The organism is Nocardioides sp. InS609-2 (genome assembly GCF_023208195.1).
Taxonomy (GTDB): domain Bacteria; phylum Actinomycetota; class Actinomycetes; order Propionibacteriales; family Nocardioidaceae; genus Nocardioides.
On the sequence record NZ_CP060034.1, the window covers coordinates 157,709 to 176,410 of the forward strand.

Below are 18,702 nucleotides of genomic sequence, written 5' to 3' on the forward strand. Positions count from 1 at the left end.
CGGCCGACCAACGTCGGTTGACGCACCCCCAACTGGCCGGATATCGGCAGCCGGGCTCGAACCCCCGCCCCCGAGGTGGGGACGTGCAGACAGTCCACCGTGTCGCGACGCCGGACGCGTCCCGGTGGGAGGGGAGCGTGGCTCAGGCCGAGGCCAGCCACTTGTCCGGCCCGAATACCTCGTAGCGGATGTCCGCCTCGGCGATGTGCTGCTCGATCAGGCTGCGATGCACGGACTCCATGAAGGGCAGTGGACCGCACAGGTAGATCTTCGCTTCTACCGGGATCGCCACGGTCCCGATGTCGACCCGGCCGACCCGCAGGGCGCCGCGGGTCGGGCGGACGCCGAGGTCCTCGTACCACCGGTGGAGTGTTCCCGCGGGCAGCGCCTCCACGAGCTCCTTCAGCTCCTGGCGGTGGGCGTGCCGGGCTGGCGAACGGTCGGCGTGCAGCACCAGTACTTCGCGCGTCGAACCGGTGCCGACGAGGTAGTGGAGGATGCCGATGATCGGGGTGATGCCGATGCCGGCGGAGATCAGCACCAGCGGCGTCTCGGAGTCCTGGAGGACCAGCTCGCCGAACGGAGCCGAAACCCTGATCTCGTCGCCCTCGAAGAGATTGTGGTGCAGGAAGTTCGACACCTCACCGGCCGGCACGACTGCGCCGTCCTCGGCGCGGCTCTCCGGCACCGCCTTGACCGAGATCCCCCACTCGCTGACCCCGTGGGCGTGGGTGAGGCTGTACTGGCGGATCTGGCGGATCTGGCGGATCTGGCGGATCTGGCGGATCTGGCGGGCCCCGTCAGGCAGCGCCACCTGGACCGACACGTACTGGCCGGGCTGGGCCTCCGGCAGCGTGCTGCCGTCGGGCGTGCCGAGCACGAAGGACACCGTGTCGGGCGACTCCTGCAGACGACGGCGAAGGACGAGGGTGCGCCAGACGTCTCCATCCGCCACGCCCGTCTCGGCGTACAGGCCGTTCTCGATCGTGACGAGCGCCCTGGCCATGTGCCAGTAGACCTCGTCCCACGCGGAGGCGACCTCGGGCGTGACCGCGTCACCCAGCACCTCGACGATGGCGGCGAACAGATGCTCGTGGACGATCGGGTACTGGTCCTCGGTGATGCCGAGCGAGGCGTGCTTGTGGGCGATGCGAGCGAGCACGTCGAGGGGGTCGCGTCCGTCCTCGGCCACCAGGAGTGTGGCGTAGGCGGCAATCGCACCCGCGAGGGCGCTCTGCTGGTCTCCTTGGGCCTGGTTGCCTCGGTTGAACAGGTCACGTTCGAGCTCGGGGTGGGCGGCGAACATCCGCTGGTAGAAGACCGGGGTGATGTCGCCGATGGCGGCACCGATGACGGGCAGGGTGGCCTTGACGACCTGCGTGGACCTGGTGGAAAGCATGGGGACTCCGAGGGGGTTGTCGGGATGAGGCACGACAGCTCCGAGAGTCGCGATGGTGCTGCTCCTCGTCGGACTGATGTCCCCTCCACAGCACCATCCGAGGTCTCGCCCCGGGGAGTGCCAAAGGTCCCATCCAGCCTGGGAAAGGACCTGCGCTGCGGTCTCGCTGCCCGGGGACGGGCGTACCGTCGTGGGGTGGACACACCGACCACCCACCTGGCTCCGCCGGTGCCCGAGGCACTGAGGCCGTACGTCGTCGCCATCGTCGGCTACGACATGGCCATGCCCGCGCCCGGTGTCCACATCGGGATGCCGTCGACCAGCGTGACGTTCGTGCTGACCATCGACGAGCCGCTGGACGTCGGGTGGAGAGGCGTGCCCAGATCGCGCGCACGACGGTGGTCGACCGTGTCGGGACTGCACACCGGGCCGGCGGAGATCCACTACGCAGACCGACAGGCCGGGGTGCAGCTCGCGCTGACTCCGCTCGGTGCCCGCGCCCTGCTGGGCGTGCCTGCCGGAGCCGTCGCGCGTGAGATCGTCACCCTCGACGAGCTGGTCCCGGCTCTGCGTGACCTGCCCGAGCAGCTGGCCGAGTGCCATGGCTGGCCGGCGCGGCTGGCGCTGGTGCGACGGCGACTGCTCGCCGTACTGGCCTGGAACGGCTCGCCGTCGGTGCGCGCAGAGATCGGGCACGCGTTGGCTGCGCTCACCCGGGGAGCCACGGTGCAATGGGTGGCCGACGACGTGGGGCTGAGCCGGCGGCACCTCGGCACGCTGGTACGGTCGGAGACCGGTGTGACGCCCAAGGAGTTCCACCGGATCGCCCGCTTCGACGCCAGCAAGTCTCGGCTCGCGGCCGCTGCACACGCCGGGCGTCCGTCGCTCGCCGAGCTTGCCACGGCCAGCGGGTACGCCGACCAGGCACACCTGACCCGCGAATGGCAGGCGCTCGCCGGGTGTACGCCCACCCGGTGGCTGCGCGACGAGTTCCCATTCGTGCAAGACGTGGTGGGCGTGGACGCGGGAGCGTGAGGCCATGACTGCATCCGAGGTACGACTCTGGCACTCACTCGCCTTCACCGATGTCGACGCGATGATCGCGTGGCTGTCGGCGGTCGGCTTCACCGAGCACGCGACCCACAAGGACGACGTGGGCGTCGTCGTACACGCCGAGTGGCTGTGGCCCGGTGGCGGGGGGATCATGTTCGGCGCCCGGCGCGACGACGGCGCGCTCCGGGGCACCGGTCCCGGCGCGGCGTACCTCGTCTGCGACGACCCCGACGCGGCCTTCGACGCGGCCGTCAAGGCCGGTGCGACGGTCCAGCGGGCGATGGTCGACCAGGACTACGGCGGTCGCGGTGGCAGCGTGCTCGACCCGGAGGGCAACCACTGGTCGTTCGGCAACTACCAGCCGTCCTGAGACTGGCTGCGGCTCCAGCGGACGGCCTCGTTAGCGTGGCCCCGTGGCTGACATCGCGCGAACGCTCAGGTCCAGGCTGCCCGCCCCGGTGCGGCGCCGCCTCGGCAAGGTCAGGCGACGCGTTCTCCGTCAGCCCGAGCCGCCCGCCAGGAAGCGGAAGCCGGCGGCTGTCACGGCGGTGCCGGCACCGCCGGAGAAGTCGAGGCTCGAGACGCGCCGCGACATGGTCTTCGCCAGCGCGAAGCGGGACGGGCTCTTCCTCGAGATCGGCCCGGCGCACAACGCGATCCTTCCCAAGCGCGACGGCTTCAACACCCAGACCGTGGACTACCTGGACCGGGCCGGATTGGTCGACAAGTACAAGGAGTTCGAGCAGTACGACCCCGAGAACATCGAGGAGGTCGACCACGTCCTCACGCCCGACGGCTCCATGCTCAAGGAGATCGACGAGCGGTTCGACCTCGTCCTGGCCTCGCACGTCCTCGAGCACACGACCTCGCTGATCGACTTCCTCAACGAGTGCACGCCGCTCCTAGCGGACGGCGGGGTGCTCGCGCTGGTCGTCCCGGACCACCGCTACTGCTTCGACCGGTTCCGCGAACGCACGTCCATCGGCCGGGTCATCGACACCTCCCTCAACCCGCCCCGGGTGCACACGGTGGGCACCCTGACCGAGTTCGCCCTCAACGCGGTCCGGCACCGTGGCACGGGGTCGTGGTCCGCAGGACACAAGGGCAGGTACCGGCTGATCCACGACCTCGACCAGACCAGGGAGCACGCGGCGCTGGCCGACAACGACGAGTACGTCGACGTGCACAACTGGATCTTCTCGCCGAACCACCTGCGGCTGCTGCTCAAGGACCTCCACGACCTCGGCTACATCACGCTGCGGGAGTGCTTCTTCCACGAGACCATCGGCCACGAGTTCTTCCTGAACCTCACGGTCGACGGCGACGGTCCCGGGCTCAGCCGCGAAGAGCTGCTCCGGCTGGCGGACCTGGAGCAGCGGATGGACAAGCCGGTGTTCGCGCAGAAGTCGGACTGAACCTCCGCGGGTAGATTGGTAGCGTGCGCGACCACGAGCACGTCGAGTCCGTCACGGAGGTGCCGTGGCCGCTCAGCGTGCAGCAACGGCGTCGGCAGCGCTGGTACTTCGGACTGATGGGCGTGTGCCTGACGCTGATCATCCTCGCCTGGGGACTGGTCCGGCTCTGGTCGGTCCCAGTTGCCGTGGGGATGTCGGCCGTCGCGGCAGTGATTCCGCCCATTGCCGCCTTCGTGGCCAACAACGGCGTCAAGGGCTGAGCATCCCGGTCCACGGAACCCGTGCTGAGACGCGCTGCGGCGCGGCCGGGCGACGTCGTTAGCCTTGCGCGCATGGCTACGAGGGCAGTGCGAGGAGCAACCCAGCTGGACGTGGACACCCGCGAGCACATGCTCGACCGGGTGGCCGAGATGGTCCAGGACGTGATGGACGTCAACGGCCTCACCGCTGACGACTTCATCTCCGTGGTCTTCACCGCCACGTCCGACCTGGTCGCGGAGTTCCCCGCATACGCCGCCCGCCAGCTGGGCTTCGCCGACGTCCCGCTCCTGTGTGCGCGTGAGCTCGAGATCGAGGGCTCGATGCCGCGAGTGGTGCGTCTGCTCGCGCACGTCGAGACCGACCTGCCGCGCGCCGACATCACCCACGTCTACCTCCACGGTGCCGCCAACCTGCGCCGCGACCTGACCCGCACGCACGCGGTGCCCGACGACGAGACCACCCCGTGACGCTCACCGGACCCGTCGAGATCGTCGGCGTCGGCCTCCTCGGCACCTCGGTTGCACTCGCGTGTCGCAGGGCCGGGCTCGACGTCCTGCTCACCGACGTCTCGCCCGAGCACCTGCGCACCGCCTCCGGGCTCGGCGCCGGCCGCCCGCGCACCGACGACGACCGGCCGCAGCTCGTCGTGGTCGCGGTGCCGCCCGACCACCTCGGAGAGGCGGTCGCGGAGGCGCTCCAGCGCACCGGAGCGGTCGTGACCGACGTGGGCAGCGTCAAGGAGGCGCCGCTGCGCGTCGTACTGGCCGCGGTCGAGACCGCTGATGCTGCGCGGTACGTCGGCTCGCACCCGATGGCGGGCAGCGAACGTTCGGGCCCGCTGGCTGCCAGCTCGGCGCTGTTCGACGGCCGGCCGTGGGCGGTAGTGCCGCACGAAGGCTCGAGCCACGAGGCGGTGGCACTCGTCGACGAGCTGGCCGCGCTGTGCGGCGCGGCGACCGTGCGGCTGTCGCCGGCCGACCACGACCGGGCCGTGGCCCGCACCTCACACCTGCCGCACCTGGCCGCCGTGCTCGTCGCCGGCCGGCTCGCCGACGCGCCCGCTGACCATCTCGCGCTCTCGGGCCAGGGCCTGCGTGATGTCACGCGCGTGGCCGGCAGTGACCCCGGGCTGTGGGAGCAGATCGTCTCCGCCAACGACCAGGCCGTGCTCGGGGTGCTGGGGGAGATGCGCGAGCAGCTCGACACCCTCATCGCCGCCCTCGTCTCCGGCGAGCGGCCCGGACTGCACGACGTGCTGCGCCGGGGAGTCGCCGGCACCCTCGCCATCCCGGGCAAGCACGGCGGTCCGGCGCGGCCGATGCGCGCGGTCTTCGTCGCGGTGCCCGACCATCCCGGAGAGCTGGCCCGGCTGTTCGCCGACGTGGGCGCCAGCGAGGTCAACATCGAGGACATCCACATCGACCACGACCCGGCACGACCCGTAGGCCTCGTCGAGCTGCTGGTCGAGGAGACGCGTGCGGAGCACCTGCGCGCGTCCTTGGAATCGAGAGGCTGGGTCACCCACCGGTAGGCTGCGGGCTGCGCCGGAGTCCCGGCGTTCTCCACAGCGCCAGAGGATGGGTCACCCGTGAGCACCACCCCGGTCGAGACGCGTCCGATGGGCCTCGTCGTAGCCATCGACGGACCGTCAGGCTCCGGCAAGTCGAGTACGTCGCGTGGCGTCGCCACCCGGCTCGGACTGCGGTACCTCGACACCGGCGCGATGTTCCGCGGGATCACCTGGTGGATGCTGCGTGAAGGTGTCGACGTCCACGACGCCGCCGCCGTGGCCGCCCGCGCGGAGGAGCCCGAGGTCATGTCGGGCACCGACCCGAGCGGCCCGGGCATCCTGGTCGCCGGCGTCGACGTCTCGCTGGCCATCCGCTCCGACGACGTGACCTCCGCGGTCAGCCCTGTGAGCGCGGTGCCCGCGGTGCGTGCCCGACTGCTCGACCTGCAGCGCGAGGTCATCGCCGACGGCGGCATCGTCGTCGAGGGTCGTGACATCGGATCCGTCGTCGCGCCGTACGCCCAGGTCAAGATCTACCTCACCGCCGACTCCTCCGCCCGCGCCGAGCGCCGGGCGGCTGAAGAGGGTGGCAGTGACATCGACGCCACCCGTGAGTCGCTGCTCTCGCGCGACAAGATCGACTCCGGCCGGGCCACCGCTCCGCTGGTGATGGCCAACGGGGCCACACACATCGACACCACGCCGTACTCCCTGGACGAGGTCATCGACCAGGTTGTCGCTCTGGTGGAGGCGGTCGGGGAGCACGCGTGAGCGTCCTCACCCCGAGCCTCGACGCCACCCCGCACCCGCGTCGCGCGCTCCTGCAGCGGGGGCGACGGCTCCCGTGGCGCGTGGCCGCAGAACCCCGGCCGCGCACCCGGGAACACGTACTGCCTGCTTCGGCGTTGCTGCTGGAGCACATCCGCGCGTCGCGGGAGCGCGCTCTTGCCCGTATCGGGCGCCCACTGCCGGGACCTCTTCCGGCCACCGAACGAGAACTGGACCCCCCGACGGGGTTCGCCCAACGAGGAGCATCATGAGCGACGACATGCCTGGATACGAGTTGTCCGGGTCCGACGGGGATCCAGGTGCCGACTCGGGCCCGGTGCCCGTGCTGGCCATCGTGGGCCGACCCAACGTCGGGAAGTCGACGCTGGTCAACCGCATCATCGGTCGGCGCGCGGCCGTGGTCGAGGACCGGCCGGGGGTGACCCGGGACCGCGTCTACTACGACGCCACCTGGAACGGTCGCGCCTTCACCGTCGTCGACACCGGCGGCTGGGATCCCGACGCCCGCGGGCTCGCCAAGAGCATCGCGGCGCAGGCCGAGATCGCGGTCACGCTCGCGGATGCGGTGCTCTTCGTGGTCGACGCCAACGTCGGCATCACCGACTCCGACGAGGCCGTCGTCAAGATCCTGCGCAAGTCGGGCAAGCCGGTCGTGCTGGCTGCCAACAAGGTCGACGACCAGCGCGCCGAGGCCCAGGCCCACGGGCTCTGGCGGCTCGGGCTGGGGGAGCCGCACCCGGTCTCCGCCCTCCACGGCCGCGGCTCCGGCGACATGCTCGACGCCGTACTCGAAGCACTGCCCGAGACGCCGCCCGAGAAGTTCGGCCAGGTCGGCGGACCCCGCCGGATCGCCATCGTCGGCAAGCCCAACGTCGGCAAGTCGTCGCTGCTCAACAAGCTCGCCGGGTCCGACCGGGTCGTCGTCGACAACGTCGCCGGCACCACCGTCGACCCCGTCGACGAGCTGATCGAGCTCGGCGGCGTGACCTGGCGCTTCATCGACACCGCCGGCATCCGCAAGCGTGTGAAGGAGGCGTCGGGTCAGGAGTACTACGCCTCGCTGCGCACCACGACGGCCATCGACCGTGCGGAGGTCGCCGTGCTCGTCCTCGACGGCGGCGAGACCGTCTCGGAGCAGGACATGCGGATCATCCAGACGATCCGTGACTCGGGCCGGGCCCTGGTCATCGCGTTCAACAAGTGGGACCTGGTCGACGAGGAGCGTCGCTACTACCTCGAGCGCGAGGTCGAGCGCGACCTGGTGCAGGTGCAGTGGGCGCCGCGGATCAACATCACCGCGCGCACCGGCTGGCACGTCGACCGACTCGTCCCTGCGCTGGAGAAGGCGCTGGAAGGCTGGGAGACCCGGATCTCGACCGGTGCGCTCAACACCTTCCTCGGCCGGCTGGTCGCCGAGCACCCGCACCCGGTGCGGAGCGGCAAGCAGCCCAAGATCCTGTTCGCGACGCAGCCGTCGACGGCGCCGCCGACGTTCGTGCTGTTCACGAGCGGCAAGCTGGACGCCGGCTACGAGAGGTACATCGAGCGCCGTCTGCGCGAGCAGTTCGGCTTCGTGGGCACGCCGATCGTCGTACAGCAGCGACCGCGCGAGAAGCGCAAGCGCTAGCCGGTCACTTCGAGGGCTCGGGTACGTCGACGTCGGCGCACTCGACCTCGGGGTTGACGCCGAGGTAGTTGAGCGGGCCGGCCACGATCGTCAGAGCGATGTTGCTGGCTTCGGCGCAGTTGCTGTCACCATCCGCGAAGTAGTCACGTTGGTACGCCGCGAGCGCGCCGATGACGAGCCAGACGATGACGAGTAGCGCGATGATCCGGGTCATGGGTGGAACCTAACCCGACATCGTCGAATCTGCCCCCTACATCGGGGTGAAAGTTCGCGGCTACGGCGTGAGATCGAGCGCCTGGAGCCACGGGATCGGATCCACAGGACCGGCACCCGGCGGCCGGACCTCGAGGTGCAGGTGGGCCCCGGTGCTGTTGCCGCTCGTGCCCAGACCGCCGATCGGTTGGCCGACCGGGACCTTGTCGCCTGGTGCGACGAGTGCCACGAGCTGGTGGCAATACCAGATCTCCGTGCCGTCCTCGAGCGTCAGCACGGTGCGCAGTCCGTAGGCGCCGGCGTCTCCGACCGAGGTGACCACGGCGTCGCCGACGGCCACGATGGTCGTGCCGAGTGGTGCGGCGAAGTCCTGCCCGGTGTGGCCGGACTCCCAGTGCGGGCCGGCCTGACCGAAGCCGGCCGAGAGGTAGTAGCCCGCCAACGGCAGCACGTGGGTGAGGTCGGTCAGGGCTCCGGTGTAGCCCAGCGCGGCGAGTCGGGAGACCTCCTCGGCCTTCACCACGGCGTACCGGGCCGCCTGGCGTGAGATCGAGGCCAGCGCGCGTTCACGTTGCCGCACCCGCCGCTCGAGGAGGTCGAGGTCGGGGCCGCTGGGTGACGTCGACGCGCCGAAGAACGTCTCCTCGTCCGGCTGCGGGGCGTTCTGGGCCATCGCGGCACTCGGCAGTGCGAGCGGTGCCGAAAGCCCCACGACGATGGCTGCAGCCATCACCGCGCCCCTCAGTCGACGGTGACGCGGCGCGCCACCCTTCGTCGATCCCATGACTACCCCCCAGTAGTTGAAGGGCAATCTTCTGGCCGGAGGAGCCCCCGGGTCTGGCGAACGCCGGGATCTGGCCCGTTCGGGCCACTTCGCCGTAGTCAGGCCGGGCGCGGTGGGCAGCCGGTCGCGCTAGCCTGCCGAGATGCGCCGTACCGTCGTCGTCCTCATCGCCTCGGCCGTGGCCGCGCTGCTGACCGGGCCTTCGGGCGCTGCCCTCCCGGAGCACGGGCGGTCTGCCCCGCTGGCCGGCTCGTCGTGCGAGGTGTTCCCGGCAGACAACTACTGGCACGCCGACATCCGCGACCTCCCGACGCATGCCCTGAGCGACCAGTGGCTCGCCCACCTGTCGTCCGGCAGCGACCTGCATCCTGACTTCGGATCGAGTTATGGCATCCCCATCACGGTCGTCGGTGGCGGGCACAAGCGGGTGAAGGTGAAGTTCCTGTATGCCGGCGAGAGCGACCGCGTGCGCTATCCGTTGGGCAAGGACACCCGGATCGAGGGCGGACGAAGCTCCGACGGGGACCGGCACGCCATTGTCGTGAACCGGAAGACCTGTCGCCTGTACGAGACCTATGCGACCGAGAAGCGCGGCGGCAAGTGGCTCGCCGGGTCGGGCGCGACCTGGTCGCTGCGCTCCGACTCGCTCCGCCCGGACGGATGGACGTCGTCCGACGCGGCGGGCTTGCCGATCCTGCCCGGGCTGCTGCGCTGGGACGAGGTGCGCGAACGTCGCGTCGACCACGCGATCAGGTTCACCACCGACAAGACGTCGCGCTGGCACCTCTGGCCCGCTCGCCACGACGCCGGATCGGAGTCCAGCCACGACTACCCGCCGATGGGTGCGCGATTCCGCCTCGACGCTGACTTCTCGACCGCGGGCTACGGTGCTGATGCCGCAGAGGTCATCCGGGCGATGCAGACCTACGGTCTGGTGCTGGCCGACAACGGGTCACCCTGGTTCTTCCAGGGCGAGCAGAACCGGCGCTGGCCGAACCGGCTGGTGGAGGACCTCAAGCAGATCCCCGCCTCGGCCTTCGTCGCGGTCGACACGGCGCCGCTGAAGGTGTCGACCGACTCTGCCGCCGTTTGGTGAGCCCGATGCGGTCTCGTCGGCGAGGCTGCGGTAATCTTCCACCGGCCTTCCCCGGAAGGCATTCGGGCTGTGGCGCAGCTTGGTAGCGCACTTGACTGGGGGTCAAGGGGTCGCAGGTTCAAATCCTGTCAGCCCGACCGAGAAAGGGCCTCTCACCTGCGGAAACGTTGGTGAGAGGCCCTTCTGCTTTTTGAGCATATCCGGCCTATTGACCGTTTATGCACTGATAACCGCCGTGCGCAACGACGCCCGGTGCGGGATGAGGTGGAGGTCGCGGCCAAGCGCAGCCGAACGCACGAGTGGGTCCCGTCGTTGAGACGAGACCCACTCGGGTAGTACGAGGCGAAACGTGGAACGCTAGTCGGTGCCGGCCGTGTCCTGACCTCCGCCGTCGCCGAACGGTGCGGCGAAGGCCTGAATGGCGTCCGACATGTCGGGCGCCACGTGCGTCCGGTTGATGTAGTGCGCCTCGGTGACCGCAGACGAAGAGTGGCCCAGCACCCTCGCCGCTGTGTCCGCGTCGGCCGCGTCGTCGATGAGCGTGGCCACCGTCTTCCGAAACGTGTGAGGCGTTACCCACTCGAACTTTGTGCCAGAGCGAATCTGACGCCACCGACGCTCAACGTTGCTGGCCTGGTGCCAGGTGCCAGTCCTCGTCGCGAACACCGCGTTGTAGAGGTTGGCCGGCTCCTCAACGCGGCGGCGTAGAAGCATCTCGACGGCGAAGGGTGGCAGGACGAGCTGACGCATGCCCCTGGCGGTCTTCGTCGAATCCTTGCGGTACGTCCCGAGCCCAGTCTCCGTCTTGATCGTCCCGCAGAAGGTGACCGTGGGCCGTGCGGCGGCCAAGTCCACGTCGGACCAACGGAGGGCCAGGATCTCTCCGATGCGAGCACCCGTGGCGAGGAGTAGGTCGATGATGTCGGGCATGTCCCGGGTCGCCTTCGGCCCGGGCCGTGGCTTGTCCATCCAGATGCGAACGAGCTGGCGAAGAGCCATGAGCTCGTCGCTGGCTAGCGACTGAACTCGCTTGGGGCTTCGACGCAGTTTGGACGTGGCCCGCACGGGGTTGGCAGGCAAGGCGTCGTGGCGAACGGCGAGATCGAACATCATGCCAAGGACGACCTTCACCTTCTTGCGACGACTGTCTGTCGGCATCGAGAGAATGAACTTGTCGAGTCGACCAGCGCGCGCTTCGCGGACGAGGATGCCGCCGATTGCAGGCAGGATGGCGTTCTCCACGATCCGCCGGTACTCACTGATCGTGGTGTTTTCGATGGCTCCCTCACTGGCGAGGAGCTCGAGCCACATCTCGGCCATCTGGGAGAGCCTCATCTCGGCCGAGATGAGGTCTCCCGTCGGAGCGGCGCGCTCGAGCAGGACAGCCTTGAGCTCTCGTTCAGCATGAGCCTTGCTCCGTCCGGTCGCGCTGACGAGCCGGGTGAGGCCATCCGTGTCACGGAAGTTCGTCCGTGAGCGGAAGACGCCGGGCCGGACTTCGCGGGTCCAGATGTTGCCGTAGGTCCCGACGGGGAGTGGCGGACGAGCCATGAGCGGTCCTTGCGGGAGGGCCGGGGATAGGACGCCGCCGGCGGCTTGGTGGTGTGGTGGGGACGCTACCGGCAGCGGTGTGCACGACGAGGCGGCCCGACGTTCGTGTCGGTTGTGTCAGCTGCGGCGGGTGCGTTTGCGCGTCATCGAAGGCAGCGCACTAGTGCTCGATGCCTTGCCGCGAGTGCTGGGCAACGCCACCGGGGCGGAGGAGATGTTGCGTTCCTGGCCGTCGTCTGTAAGAACTTCGAGGCCCTCATCGAGATCGAGTTCCTCGCTGTTGGCCTCGATCCAGGCGTTCAGCGCCGAGCGCCGGTAGCGCAACGAGCCGCCGACCTTCACGGCCTTGGGACCGAAGCCGGCCCGGCGGGTTCGCCAGGTGTAGAGGGTCGACTTCGGAATCGCCAGGTACGCGGCGGCGTCGTCGATGGTCATCAGCGGGTCGGAGACGAGCAGGGACGGGTCGGCGACCTCGTGAATCTGTGCAGACATCTTGATGGCCTTTGCGGTGGTGTGCTCGGTCATGTGGACCTATGCCGAGTCACCACCTGAGGTGTGCGGCAGATCTCCTGTCGCTCCCCGCCCGGTCAAGCCGGGCCGTGATCAGTCGCCGCAGACGAGGTTGTCGCGGTGCGCGAGGGCCAGAGCGTCGATGGCCTCGACGAGGTCGAGGCGGCGCTGCTGGAGCTCGGCCAGCACCCGGCGTCTGTTGCCGTTGACGAGGTCGACCAGCCCGAGGGACTTCTCCGCTGCCTCGAGACCCTGGAGGGCCTCTTCAACGGCCAGGCGCGCGAATTCGGCGTGCGCGAGCAGCGGGGCGGCATCCCAGAAGTCGGAGAGGCGTGCGAGAAGCTCGGCGGCGTCCGCGGCGTTGACGAGCACCGTCTCGACCGAGTCCCGGTCGGCGCGGCGGCCGGCTGCGTCCTCACGGTCGAGCTCGAGCGCGGTCTCGTCGGCGTCCGAGCGCCGGCGACCGCCGTGGGTGCGCTCGGCGACGTGCGTCACCACGAGGCTCACGGGGAGACTCACGGGGCGGGTCGGCGCGATGGTGGTGGTCACGCTGTCCCTATGCCGCGACAGGTAGGTGAGGTACCTCTCCTGACGCGACGGGGATGGTTCGATCGGCTGGGCGCTCATGCTGCGTCCCCTCGGTCGATGGTGGTGCGCACGTTGCGCAGGGCCTTGTGCCGCAGGGATCGAACCGCCTGGGAGGTGCGACCCAGCCGCTCGCCGACCTCGGTGCACGAGTAGCCGTGGACGGTGACCCACACGAGAGCCTCGCGCTGGTCGCCGGTCAAGGAGTGGAGTGCCTGCCGAGCTTCGTCGCGCGCGTCGACGGCGAGCATCCCGGCGTCCTCGGCAGCGAGGAGCTCCGGGTAGAGGTCGGTCGTCACAGGCGCGATCCGCTGCCTGGTCGCGTCCTTGCGGTAGTGGTCGATGACCAGGTTGCGCGCGATCGCGCGGAGCCACGCCGCGGCGTTCGGGTGCGGGCCCTTGCCATTGACCGAAGCCAGGCGCTGAGCCGCAAGGGCTCGCAGAAACGTCTCCGAGACCATGTCTTCGACCAGGTGGTGGTCCGAGCACATCCGGGTCACCATGGCCCGGATGCCCACGTGGTGCTCGCGCCACAGCGCGTCGAGCAGCTCGGCCGCATCATCGAGGTCGCCTGCGGGGAGCGCATCGGCGGTCATGGGTGCCTCATCATGAGAACGGGTCGTCTGTGGGAAGAAGGTGTGCGGGCACCGTGGGCAGCGGTCCGAACTCGTCGTCCGGAACATGGCCCAGATCGGGGACGAGCGCGAGCGGCCGTTGCAGTGCGACTGGCTCGGCGGTGACGACGGCGTGCGGGTGGTCCTGGGGTCCGTGCAGGGTCAGCCCACGGCTGTCCAGCAGGTCGACGACCACGTCAAGGTGACGGACCCCCATCTCGTCCTCCGCCAGCAGGTGAGCCTCGGTCCAGGTGACCTCGGTGACATGCGGGAACTCGTCGAGGAATCCGAGCAGCGCGTCGATCTCCACCCAGTCGTGCACCGACGTGGCGGGCTGCCAGGGGCCGGGGTCGATCTCGTCCCACACAACGTGGTGCTCGACCGCGACGCTGTCCGGGTCGGCCGGTGCGGCGTGCCCCGAGTCCAGGGGCGCTGACGCCACCGCGTCACGGGCCTCCTCGTCTACATCCTGTTCCACTTCCTCCTCGTCGTCGAAATCGTCGAGGCTAAAGGTCATCTCGCCCAGGTCCATCACCACAGGCCCCTGCTCGGCCTGCGGTCGTGCAAGGGTCGGGCCGTCGATCACCGCGCCGGTCACCTCGGGCTCGGGCGGCCCGAACTGGCCCATGTCGACCTTGGCCTGCTCGGGCAGCGGCGTGATCCGCTCGGCCAGGGCCTGCGCGAGCTCGGCCTGCGGGGCGTACCAGGTCTGCACGATGATCGCCTAGGATGTCAGCGGCTCCCACAGCCCGCGACCCTGCGGGATGTCTCCCTCCAGTGGCGGGGCGGCGTCGAATGCGCGCAGCGCGGAGGCTCGGTCGCCCGAGGACGTCTTGCCGAGCAGCGTGCGCGCCAGGTTTGTGTTGTGGGTCGGGATGAAGCCCTCCACGAGGAACAGGTGGCTCGGGTGGTCGACCGCGATGCAGCGGGTCGGCTCCGACTCGATCTTCTCGATGCTGGTGATGTGCGGCGGGTGGTCCGGCCGTCAGCCTTCGGCGCGCCCTGCTTGGCGAGCTTGCGCGGCAGGCGGAAGACGGGCAGGTCGGTGGAGAAGGACAGGTGGTGGACCGTCCCTGTGGTCTTCTTCTCGGCTGCGCCTTCGGGGAGGTAGCACGCGTTCCAGGTCGAGTAGCCAACCTTGATGCCGAGGGATTCGATGAGCTCGCGCGCCTGCATCGCGAGCCGCTCGTTGACCTGGGGAAGCGAGCATGTGCCCGAGACCATCACGGAGCCGTCGGTGTCCATGAAGCCCTGGAGCAGGGCGAGGCGCTGCTGGAGGGATCCGCGAAGGTAGTCGGCCGGGATGTGCTTGTCGTTCAGGACGCCAGCGGCACGCAGGTCGACGAGGAGGCCCGTCGTTCCGACCATCTGGTCGCCGCACTTCAGCGGGTGGGCGCCGTAGCCGGCTGCCTGGATCTGACCGATGAGGTGAGCCTGGTCGGTGAGGCCGTCCCGGTCTGTGCATGACGCGACTCCTGCCGAGGTGAAGATCGCCGACGACCGCGACCCGTCGCAGAGCCAGGCGCCCAGAACGTACGGGTCCACGTTGACGTCCGTGTCGGGTGCCGCGACAGGCGCGGTGGTGCGTACAGCCCAGTTGCTCTGCGTTCCGCGGCAGACCTTGACCTGCTTCGCCATCTCCGCGGTGGTGGTGACGAACTCCAAGCCGAGAATCTCTCCGGTGCGCGGGTCGGTGCCGAGCCGGTGCTTCAGGTGGTCGAGGACCGCTACGGCGAGCTCGGTCGCGTTGTAGAGGGTCGGCTCGTTCTCCGGCTGCTTGGACGCGCAGCCGGCGGCCTTCAACTGCGTGGCGAAGTTTCCGGCGCGCGTCGGCGTCACGGCGTGGCCGAGGATCGTCTCAGCGATGTCGCGGGCGGCGAGCCATTGGCCTCGGTGCGCGCCAAGGGTGGTGACGTCGCGGGTCACCGACAGTGCGTCGATCGCGTCGTCGACGAGCCATATGCGGGCCGGAGACCCGCGGCGGGCGGACGCCTTCTGTGGCTCGATTGCGCCGGTCAGCGGGCTGTGCTGGAAAGGGCTCAAACCACGCTCGGCCGCGAACCTCACGACGGCGGCTTCGTCGCGCCATTCGAAGAGGCGCGACAAGTGCTCGGCCGTGCCGTACAGGTCGGTCGGGATGATCGAGGCGGTGTCCCGGATTCGCTCGTGCTCCGCGATACGCTCGGCACGCGGTCGCCCGTCGTCCTTGCGGCCGTACGTCTTGCGGGAGTGCTCGTGGCGCGTGCGCTCACTGGAGACCAGCCATCCGTGGTCGGCGCCGGCCTTCACGACGTGTCCGTCGTCGAAGGTGACCTCGTAGATGTCGTTGTTGGTGAAGACCTCGGTGAACCCGAGGATGCTCGTAGTCGATCCGTCTGGGGCGTAGAGCAGGTCGCCCTCCACCAGCTCGCCGGCCGCCGCCCAGCCGTCCGAGAACCGTTCCGAGACGGGCACTGGGAGGCGAGTGTCGAGGGTCAGGTCCTTGAGGTCGGAGGCGCCGGGGATGGTGTCGAGCATCTTCGCGGCGAGCTTCTGGGTGCCCAGAAGTAGCGTGACGCCGGCGGACCGGGCTTCGCGTGCCATCTTGCCGGCGTAGATGCCGATCTCGGCGCGGGCCTGGTTCTCGGCGATGATGACGGCGCGCTCGAACTCCAGTTGCGGGTCGTCAGAGGGCTTGGGGACCGGTGACTGGCCCATGAGCGAGGTGAACTCGTCGATGAGGACCACGATCGGTGGAGGCGGTTCGGGCAGCTCGAGGTAGGAGCCGACGCCGTGCTGGGCGTTGAGGGCCTTGCGTCGAGCGACCTCGGCGTACACCGTCTTCATGACGCCGGCCGCACCGAAGGCGTCGTCGGCGAAGGCGCGTGCGTACGGCTTGACGAACTGGAAGTCCGCGCCGCCCTTGACCGGGTCGATGACGTAGACGTCGGCGCCCTTGACTGCAAAGCCGTAGAGGTAGGCCTGGGCGAGCACTGACTTGCCGGCACCGGTCACACCGGCCAGCAGGGCGTGCGGTGAAGACTTCGGGTCGAAGACGACCGGCTCGCCCTCGACACCGGTCGCGAAGGGGATGGCGTCGAGCTCGTCGACGGCGTCGAAGTTGAAGCCAGTCCGCTCTGGCAGCGGGTTGACCTCGCACGCCAGGACACGGCACCGATCGGCGCGGCCGTCGGGATCGAGGCGAACCTCGACGAAGGCGTTGGCGGTCGTCGTCTCGAGCTTCTTGGTAGCGGCACGCAGGTCGCCCATGGTCAGCCCGGACGGGAGCTCGAAGTCGAGGACCTGCACCTGCTGGTTGGCGGGAAGGTGTCCGACCTGGAGTAGCCGCGGGGTCAGGCCGCCGACACCGACCACCTTGGCGTCGATGAACGCCTGCTCCCAGTCCAGGGACGCGACGTAGCGGGTGTCCCGGTCAGGGTCAGCGAGCGTGACATGGGCGGGGGAGGTGCCAACGACCAGGATGCAGCCGTCGGGCGCGGCCTCGACGCGCAGCCACTCCGACCCGATGGCCTGGCGCAGCCGCTGCGAGGCTCCGCGGACGTCGGCCAACGTGACGCCGCCGTAGAGGCGCAGCGAGATCTTCCAGATGTGCTTGCCACGACCCGTGGTCAGCGGCGCGACGTCGTAGACCTCGGGCTGGGCCAGCCGGGCCGCCTTGAACGCCTGACTGGTGCGACCGATGAGCGCCCAGCGCTGGGCGTCCAGGTTCACGGACGTGGCACGGCCCGGGCGGCCCTCTCCACCGAACCCGGCAGGAGGTGCGAGGCGGTCGGGGTTCGAGGGAACCGGGCTCGTCGACCAGTAGACGGTGAAGGCCTGCGGGTGCCGCTCACCCGAACGACTTGCCTGGGAGGGCCAGCCCGCCACGGCGACGTACGGCGCGGCCCCGAGCGTGTTAGCGATCTTGGCTTCCTGACCGAAGAAGTCCATGGGGTCTACGCCGTTGAGGGTGACGAAGGCCTGGCGGTGCACGACCGTTCCGTCGACCAACTGCGCCTCGGCGTACGTCGAGTGCTCGATCGTCGGTGGGTTCACGTCCTGCTTCAGCACGCCCTGCCAGCGGTCGACCCAGACGTCCTCGGTGTCCAGCTGTCGCAACGACTCCTCGGTGACCCCGGTGCCCGGGTCGAAGACGCACGAGCCGTCGAGCAGGGCCCCGATGAACACAGCGCCGCGGCCGTTGAGCCGATGGTCGACGATGACGGGCTGGCCGGCCTGCGCGGCGATGTCCTCACGCAAGGGGCGACGCAGGTACCGGATCGGCGGGCCGTCCGGCAGGTGCCAGGTCGTCAGCCAGGCCTGCCGGGTGCTGGTCGCCGGGACGGCCGGGACGGCGTCCTCGTCGGGCGTGACATTGTCGGTGGGGCCTGACGGACTGGAGGCGAGCTGGATGGCTTCGTCGAGGATCGGGCGCGCGTAGCTGCCGGCGTCTGTGGCCCACACCATCGCGCACTGGATGAACAGCTTCGCCTCGGCGCGATCCACGTCCAGAGACGCCAGGTCGGGGGTGGCGTCGGCGTCCCAGCGGACAACCTGGAAGTTCAACGGGTGCCGGGTGCCGGGCTGGGGCTGTCCCTGCGAGTCGATGTTCGGCACGGAGAGAACTGCCAAGCGTTGACCAGCACCGATGGTCGGAAGGATCTTGGCGCCGAGCAGCCAGAAGGTCATCGCGCCGGCGTGCCCGGGTGCGATGAAGGTGTCGACGGTGGCGTTGCCGATCCGGTCGCGAGCGATCAGCGTCGGTGCAGGGTCGTGCTTGAGCATCTGCCAGCGTGGCGCCCACTCGAGGCGCGCAGCGACCACCGTGCGCCAGTCGCCCAGGGACGCCTTGACCCACCACCTGGCGACGACGGAGGCCGCGCCTGCGAGGCCTCCGATGACGTACCAGGCCTTCTCAGCGATGCTCGGCAGCGGAGGTGGCGGAAGGAAGAGGCCCACGGTCCAGCCGACCGCGACGCTCGCTGTGGCGGCACCGAGCACCGCGACAGCGATGGTGCGCCGGGGCGCTCGACGCACCTGCTTCAGAGCGTCGATGCGGACGCCGCCGGTGAACTGCACCGGGGTGACCGTCCAGGCGGAGGCGGCCGTACACAGCCAGATGAGCAGGGCGCCCGGGCCACCGAACCACCATGCCACCGGGGCCAGAGCGACGCCGAGCAGGGAGAAGGCCGTCGCGGTCGCCGCGGACACCGACTGCGGCTGCGCGTTGCCGCGGGCGGGGCGCCGGGTTGCGGCCATCGGGCGGGTCCCTTCGTGACGGTGACTGGTGTGTGGGCTGCTCGTGATGTGCGGCTG

The 18,702-nt window shown here is 69.7% G+C and carries 18 protein-coding genes and 1 tRNA gene; 10 read left to right on the top strand and 9 right to left on the bottom strand.

What is annotated here, in order from left to right; translation table 11 throughout:
* Window positions 1–142 precede the first annotated feature (142 nt).
* Window positions 143–1,399 (bottom strand): globin domain-containing protein, encoded by a 1,257-nt coding sequence (locus H4Q84_RS00850; protein ID WP_248581546.1) that lies wholly within the window; start codon window positions 1,397–1,399, stop codon window positions 143–145.
* Between the two features lie 195 nt (window positions 1,400–1,594).
* Between H4Q84_RS00850 and H4Q84_RS00855 the strand changes: the two genes are divergently transcribed.
* The 8 genes from H4Q84_RS00855 to der all read left to right on the top strand — a co-directional run bounded on the left by H4Q84_RS00855 (window position 1,595) and on the right by der (window position 8,054).
* Window positions 1,595–2,434: a helix-turn-helix domain-containing protein gene (locus H4Q84_RS00855; protein WP_248581547.1), complete on the top strand. Its 840-nt coding sequence runs from the start codon at window positions 1,595–1,597 to the stop codon at window positions 2,432–2,434.
* A 4-nt stretch (window positions 2,435–2,438) separates the two neighbouring features.
* Window positions 2,439–2,822 (top strand): VOC family protein, encoded by a 384-nt coding sequence (locus H4Q84_RS00860; RefSeq protein ID WP_248581548.1) that lies wholly within the window; start codon window positions 2,439–2,441, stop codon window positions 2,820–2,822.
* A gap of 43 nt (window positions 2,823–2,865) precedes the next feature.
* Entirely contained in the window at window positions 2,866–3,867 is a 1,002-nt protein-coding gene (locus H4Q84_RS00865; protein ID WP_248581549.1) for a methyltransferase domain-containing protein, read from the top strand.
* A gap of 23 nt (window positions 3,868–3,890) precedes the next feature.
* Complete coding sequence (locus H4Q84_RS00870; protein ID WP_248581550.1) at window positions 3,891–4,127, top strand: DUF3099 domain-containing protein; 237 nt, start codon at window positions 3,891–3,893, stop codon at window positions 4,125–4,127.
* Between the two features lie 72 nt (window positions 4,128–4,199).
* Window positions 4,200–4,595, top strand: coding sequence for a chorismate mutase (gene aroH, locus H4Q84_RS00875; RefSeq protein WP_248581551.1), 396 nt, complete (start codon window positions 4,200–4,202; stop codon window positions 4,593–4,595).
* Window positions 4,592–5,659 (top strand): prephenate dehydrogenase, encoded by a 1,068-nt coding sequence (locus tag H4Q84_RS00880; protein WP_248581552.1) that lies wholly within the window; start codon window positions 4,592–4,594, stop codon window positions 5,657–5,659. The genes aroH and H4Q84_RS00880 overlap by 4 nt, the downstream gene beginning before the upstream one ends.
* Window positions 5,660–5,716: 57 nt before the next feature.
* Window positions 5,717–6,409 (top strand): (d)CMP kinase, encoded by a 693-nt coding sequence (gene cmk / locus H4Q84_RS00885; protein ID WP_248581553.1) that lies wholly within the window; start codon window positions 5,717–5,719, stop codon window positions 6,407–6,409.
* Between the two features lie 277 nt (window positions 6,410–6,686).
* A complete protein-coding gene (gene der / locus H4Q84_RS00890; RefSeq protein ID WP_248583583.1) occupies window positions 6,687–8,054 on the top strand; it encodes a ribosome biogenesis GTPase Der in 1,368 nt (455 codons plus the stop codon).
* Between the two features lie 4 nt (window positions 8,055–8,058).
* Here the strand turns inward: der and H4Q84_RS00895 are convergent, their stop codons facing one another.
* Window positions 8,059–8,268, bottom strand: a complete 210-nt coding sequence (locus H4Q84_RS00895) for a hypothetical protein (protein ID WP_248581554.1) — start codon at window positions 8,266–8,268, stop codon at window positions 8,059–8,061.
* Window positions 8,269–8,328: 60 nt separating this feature from the next.
* On the bottom strand, window positions 8,329–8,997 hold the full coding sequence (locus tag H4Q84_RS00900; protein ID WP_248581555.1) for a M23 family metallopeptidase: 669 nt from the start codon (window positions 8,995–8,997) through the stop codon (window positions 8,329–8,331).
* Window positions 8,998–9,193: 196 nt separating this feature from the next.
* Between H4Q84_RS00900 and H4Q84_RS00905 the strand changes: the two genes are divergently transcribed.
* Both H4Q84_RS00905 and H4Q84_RS00910 read left to right on the top strand, forming a co-directional pair.
* Window positions 9,194–10,147, top strand: a complete 954-nt coding sequence (locus H4Q84_RS00905; RefSeq protein WP_248581556.1) for a hypothetical protein — start codon at window positions 9,194–9,196, stop codon at window positions 10,145–10,147.
* A 63-nt stretch (window positions 10,148–10,210) separates the two neighbouring features.
* A tRNA-Pro gene (locus H4Q84_RS00910) sits at window positions 10,211–10,284 on the top strand.
* A 220-nt stretch (window positions 10,285–10,504) separates the two neighbouring features.
* On the opposite strand, the gene H4Q84_RS00915 is transcribed toward H4Q84_RS00910, so the two are convergent.
* From H4Q84_RS00915 to H4Q84_RS00940, 6 genes are all read right to left on the bottom strand, one after another.
* Complete coding sequence (locus H4Q84_RS00915) at window positions 10,505–11,467, bottom strand: site-specific integrase (RefSeq protein ID WP_248581557.1); 963 nt, start codon at window positions 11,465–11,467, stop codon at window positions 10,505–10,507.
* Window positions 11,468–11,815: 348 nt separating this feature from the next.
* Complete coding sequence (locus tag H4Q84_RS00920; RefSeq protein ID WP_248581558.1) at window positions 11,816–12,223, bottom strand: helix-turn-helix domain-containing protein; 408 nt, start codon at window positions 12,221–12,223, stop codon at window positions 11,816–11,818.
* 78 nt (window positions 12,224–12,301) lie between these two features.
* Window positions 12,302–12,757, bottom strand: coding sequence for a hypothetical protein (locus H4Q84_RS00925; RefSeq protein ID WP_248581559.1), 456 nt, complete (start codon window positions 12,755–12,757; stop codon window positions 12,302–12,304).
* Between the two features lie 74 nt (window positions 12,758–12,831).
* On the bottom strand, window positions 12,832–13,389 hold the full coding sequence (locus H4Q84_RS00930; protein ID WP_248581560.1) for a sigma-70 family RNA polymerase sigma factor: 558 nt from the start codon (window positions 13,387–13,389) through the stop codon (window positions 12,832–12,834).
* Between the two features lie 10 nt (window positions 13,390–13,399).
* Window positions 13,400–14,122 carry a hypothetical protein gene (locus H4Q84_RS00935; protein WP_248581561.1) on the bottom strand — a complete coding sequence of 241 codons (723 nt, stop codon included), beginning with the start codon at window positions 14,120–14,122 and terminating at the stop codon, window positions 13,400–13,402.
* A gap of 17 nt (window positions 14,123–14,139) precedes the next feature.
* Complete coding sequence (locus H4Q84_RS00940; RefSeq protein ID WP_248581562.1) at window positions 14,140–18,645, bottom strand: FtsK/SpoIIIE domain-containing protein; 4,506 nt, start codon at window positions 18,643–18,645, stop codon at window positions 14,140–14,142.
* Between the last annotated feature and the right edge of the window lie 57 nt (window positions 18,646–18,702).

What these genes read in the sequence shown, in the direction of transcription:
- H4Q84_RS00860 (WP_248581548.1), top strand. Translation starts at nt 2,439, where the DNA reads ATGACTGCATCCGAGGTACGACTCTGGCACTCACTCGCCTTCACCGAT.
- aroH (WP_248581551.1), top strand. Translation starts at nt 4,200, where the DNA reads ATGGCTACGAGGGCAGTGCGAGGAGCAACCCAGCTGGACGTGGACACC.
- H4Q84_RS00920 (WP_248581558.1), bottom strand. Translation starts at nt 12,223, where the DNA reads ATGACCGAGCACACCACCGCAAAGGCCATCAAGATGTCTGCACAGATT.
- H4Q84_RS00900 (WP_248581555.1), bottom strand. Translation starts at nt 8,997, where the DNA reads ATGGCTGCAGCCATCGTCGTGGGGCTTTCGGCACCGCTCGCACTGCCG.
- H4Q84_RS00905 (WP_248581556.1), top strand. Translation starts at nt 9,194, where the DNA reads ATGCGCCGTACCGTCGTCGTCCTCATCGCCTCGGCCGTGGCCGCGCTG.
- der (WP_248583583.1), top strand. Translation starts at nt 6,687, where the DNA reads ATGCCTGGATACGAGTTGTCCGGGTCCGACGGGGATCCAGGTGCCGAC.
- H4Q84_RS00895 (WP_248581554.1), bottom strand. Translation starts at nt 8,268, where the DNA reads ATGACCCGGATCATCGCGCTACTCGTCATCGTCTGGCTCGTCATCGGC.
- H4Q84_RS00850 (WP_248581546.1), bottom strand. Translation starts at nt 1,399, where the DNA reads ATGCTTTCCACCAGGTCCACGCAGGTCGTCAAGGCCACCCTGCCCGTC.
- H4Q84_RS00940 (WP_248581562.1), bottom strand. Translation starts at nt 18,645, where the DNA reads ATGGCCGCAACCCGGCGCCCCGCCCGCGGCAACGCGCAGCCGCAGTCG.
- H4Q84_RS00930 (WP_248581560.1), bottom strand. Translation starts at nt 13,389, where the DNA reads ATGACCGCCGATGCGCTCCCCGCAGGCGACCTCGATGATGCGGCCGAG.
- H4Q84_RS00915 (WP_248581557.1), bottom strand. Translation starts at nt 11,467, where the DNA reads ATGGCCGAGATGTGGCTCGAGCTCCTCGCCAGTGAGGGAGCCATCGAA.